The sequence below is a fragment of the Streptomyces sp. OfavH-34-F genome (assembly GCF_022347745.1).
Taxonomy (GTDB): Bacteria; Actinomycetota; Actinomycetes; order Streptomycetales; family Streptomycetaceae; genus Streptomyces.
On the sequence record NZ_JAKRGC010000470.1, the window covers coordinates 1 to 3,574 of the forward strand.

3 protein-coding genes are annotated in these 3,574 nt (G+C 68.9%); all 3 read right to left on the reverse strand.

Features of this window, described 5'->3' with window-relative positions; translation table 11 throughout:
* Positions 1-113: 113 nt before the first annotated feature.
* The 3 genes from MHW47_RS33450 to istA all read right to left on the reverse strand — a co-directional run bounded on the left by MHW47_RS33450 (position 114) and on the right by istA (position 3,419).
* Positions 114-890, reverse strand: coding sequence for a hypothetical protein (locus MHW47_RS33450; protein ID WP_239227605.1), 777 nt, complete (start codon positions 888-890; stop codon positions 114-116).
* Positions 891-978: 88 nt separating this feature from the next.
* Positions 979-1,779, reverse strand: a complete 801-nt coding sequence (gene istB, locus MHW47_RS33455) for an IS21-like element helper ATPase IstB (protein ID WP_239227606.1) — start codon at positions 1,777-1,779, stop codon at positions 979-981.
* A complete protein-coding gene (istA, locus tag MHW47_RS33460; RefSeq protein ID WP_239227607.1) occupies positions 1,776-3,419 on the reverse strand; it encodes an IS21 family transposase in 1,644 nt (547 codons plus the stop codon). The genes istB and istA overlap by 4 nt, the downstream gene beginning before the upstream one ends.
* Positions 3,420-3,574 lie beyond the last annotated feature (155 nt).

Sequence of the window (3,574 nt, forward strand, 5' to 3'; positions counted from 1 at the left end):
TGGCTTCGTTCACTTCTAGGGGCAGCGTTTGTCCGCCAGTTTGGGCAGCAGTTGCGGATCTTGAGGCCCGTGAATGTTCATGAGAAATAGCAACGGGGGCGATGCGCGGTGCGTCACTGCCCGGCGGGTCCTCGGGTGAGTCCGGTTCCGACCTTGGTCAGCATCTGGCCGAGGAGGTGGAGGGCTCGTGCCCGTGTCGGCACTCCGCGCGCTGTTCCCGTCCAGTAGGCGTCTGTGAGCTTGTCTGTCGCTGTGAGGATCCGGTCGTCGTCCTGGGCGGCCAGCACGAGGACGAACCGCACGTAGTCGCCGATGTCGGTGCCCTGGGGGTGCTGGTGGAGGAAGGTCTGCAGCCGCGGTGTCAGGGCGGGCAGGGTGCGGTCTGTCGGGAAGACGACGGCGAGGCCGGCGAGGGCGAGGCGAACCGCAGGGCATTCGGCCGACCAGCGGGCCAGCAGATGAGGAACGTGAGCCTGAACCACTCTGCGGGCCCGGGCTTCGCTGTCGGGATCGGCATGTTGCGGGGTGGCCGGCCAGGTTTCGGCGAGGTGGCGCTCAGCGACGGTGGCAGCGCTGAACAGCAGGTCGACGGCTTGGAATCGCTGTCGGGCGGGAGTCCGCTCGTCGAGGGCGAGGGCCGCGACCAGGGCGAGGCCGTCGGCGGTGGCGGGCTGGCAGGTGTCCTGGTGCAGGATCTCGTTGTAGAAGTCGGCGAGGAAGCCCCGGTCGTCCCAGCAGGGGTCGGTCTCGGAGCCGAACAGCATCACGGCCTGGGGCGGCCTGCGGCCCGGCATGCGGTCGGCGATGACGTCCCGGAAGAGCTGCCGGATCGGCGGACCGGAGACATTCGTGTCGTGCCGTGTCTGCTCGGGTTCGGCGTGCGTGTCCATGACCAGCGCAGCCTACTGGAGCGTCTCGGGCCGACGGTCCGTCGCCTTGGCGGGAGCTGGCAGGACGTCGGCCCTGAGTCCGCAGTGGTCAGCCGGCCTGGACGGGCGCTTCGGTCCGCGCGCGGGTGCTGGCGAGGCGGTAGGAGTCGGTGCCGGTCTCGATGATGGTGCCGTTGAAGGTGAGGCGGTCGACGATGGCTGCGCAGAGGCGGGGGTCGGTGAACGTCTTGGTCCAGCCTCCGAAGGACTCGTTGGAGGCGATGGCGACGCTGTTCTTCTCCTCGCGTTCGGTCAGGACCTGGAAGAGGAGCTCGGCGCCGCGCCGGTCGAGTTCCATGTAGCCGAGCTCGTCGATGCAGAGGAGGTCGACGCGGCCGTAGCGGGCGATGGTCTTGTTCAGCTGCTTCTCGTCGGCGGCCTCGACCAGCTCGTTCACCAGCTTGGTGGCGAGCGTGTAGCGGACGCGGTAGCCCTGCATGGCGGCCTCGGTGCCCAGGGCGATGAGCATGTGGGACTTGCCGGTGCCGGAGTCGCCGATCAGGCAGAGCGGCTGGCTCTTCTTGATCCACTCGCAGCTGGCGAGGGTGTTGACCACGGCGGGGTCGATGTTGGGGTTGGCGTCGAAGTCGAAGGTCCGCAGCGACTTGTCCCGGGGGAACCCGGCGGCCTTGATCCGGCGCTCCGAGCGGCGTCGGGCCCGGTCGTCGCATTCGGTCATCAGCAGCTCGGCGAGGAAGCCTCGATAGGTCATCTGGTCCTTCGCGGCCCGGTCGGCGATCTCGGCGAACTCGTTGCGGATCGACGGCAGCCGCAGCAGCCGGCAGGCGGTGTCGATGGCCGTGGTCGCGGCCTGCTCGGTCAGGTTCCGCTGGCGGGGCAGGGTGGTCATGGAGCTTCTCCCTCTCGCAGGTCACCGCCGCCGGTGCGGCGGTGTCGGAGCAACTGGTCGTAGTGGGTCACCGAGGGCAGCGGCCTGGTGTCCGGTGGAAGATGGTTGAGCTTCCACTCGTGCAGGAACGTCACGCTCGCCCCTCCCGGTCCGGCAGGCGGCCGCGGCACCGGGACCTCGGCGGCAGCGGGTTCGTCCTCGGCCTGGGCGGCCTTGCGGGCCTCCAGCGCGACCGCGTCTGCGGTCAGGGCCCCGGCCCGCAGTGCGGTGGCCAGGCCGGCGACGATGTGCTCGTGTGCGAGGTGGCGGCCCAGCAGAAGCACCTCGATCAGCGCCCGGGTGCCCTCGGTGTCGCCGTGCGCTCGGACCGCCGCGGCCCACCAGGCATCGTGGACAGGGGTGAACTTCCCCGCAGAGCGGGCCTGGTCGAGCGCGGTCGCGCCGGGAAAGGCGCCCGGCTTGCGGATCAGGGCCTCCAGGTAGTGATCCAGCTCCAGCCGACAGCTGCCCTTGGCGATCAGCCGCTCATGCCGGGCCACCTCGACGCTCTTGTCGTAGACCACCAGGTGAGAGGCGTGCAGCAGCACCCGGACCCGCTTGCCGATCAGCCTCACCGGCACCGAGTAGCGGTTGGTGCGGACCGCGATCTGGCCGTAGCGGTCGACCCGCGGAGTGAACACCCGCCCCGTCTCGAACGGATCCTCCGGCAGCGGCAGCAGCCGCGAGCGCTCGTCCTCGAAGTACTCGTCGATCGTCCGTGCCCTGGACCCGATCCTGCGCCGCCCGTCGTGCCGGTCCCACTGCTCGACCAGCTCGTTCAGCTCCGCCAGCGACTCGACCTCCGGAACCGGCACGAAGTGGTTGCGGCGGAAGTAGCCGATCTGGCCCTCGACGCCGCCCTTCTCGTGGGCGCCCTCGATGCCAGGCCGGCAGTAGAAGCTCTCGATCCCGAAGTGCGATTTGAAGGCGATCCACCGGTCGGCCTCCACCCGTGCCCGGCTCAGTCCCAGCACCCGGGCGACGGCCGCCTTCAGGTTGTCGTAGCGGACCTTGCTCCGCGGAACCCCGCCCAGCGTCCGCAGGGCATGGACGTGGCCCTCGAAGAACGCCTCCTGCCCGCAGGAGGCGAAGACGCGGTGGACGGCCTTGCCCGAGTAGGACAGACGGAAGGAGAACAGATAACAGGTCACCACCTCGCCGGCGAGCTTCACGGTCACGTCGCCGAAGTCGACCTCGGCCTCCATGCCGGGCTGGTGCGTCTGCGGGACGAACGCCTCGATCGGAGCCTTGCCCGACTCCACCAGGATTTGCGGCTTGCGGTCGGCGACATAGCGGCGGACCTGCTGGTAGGAGACCTCGGCACCATGCTCATCGACCAGGCGGTGAAAGATCCGGGTGACCGTGTGCCGCTGCTTGCGCGGCGCGTCCAGGTCCGCCCGCAGGATCCCGTCGACCACCGCCTTGTACGGGTCCAGCGCAGTCGCCCGGGGCGGGAGCTTCTTCCTCGGCTCCGGCCAGACCGAGTCCACAGCCTTCCTGATCGTCCGCCACGACACGTTGTACTTGCGCGAGATCTCCCGCATCGTCATGCCGTCTCGGTGACCGCGCCGGATCGCGGCGTACAGCTCGACCTTCGACATCTGTGGCATGACCAGGGCCTTTCACCAGGAGCACTCCCGATGCTGGCCTGGCAAGTACCCCGGTGGCGTCGAAACTCGTGAACATCACCCGTCCGTGGTTCGGGGTGACTCCCAAACTCGTGAACAACTGACGTCAGGACTCGTGATTAAAGCCA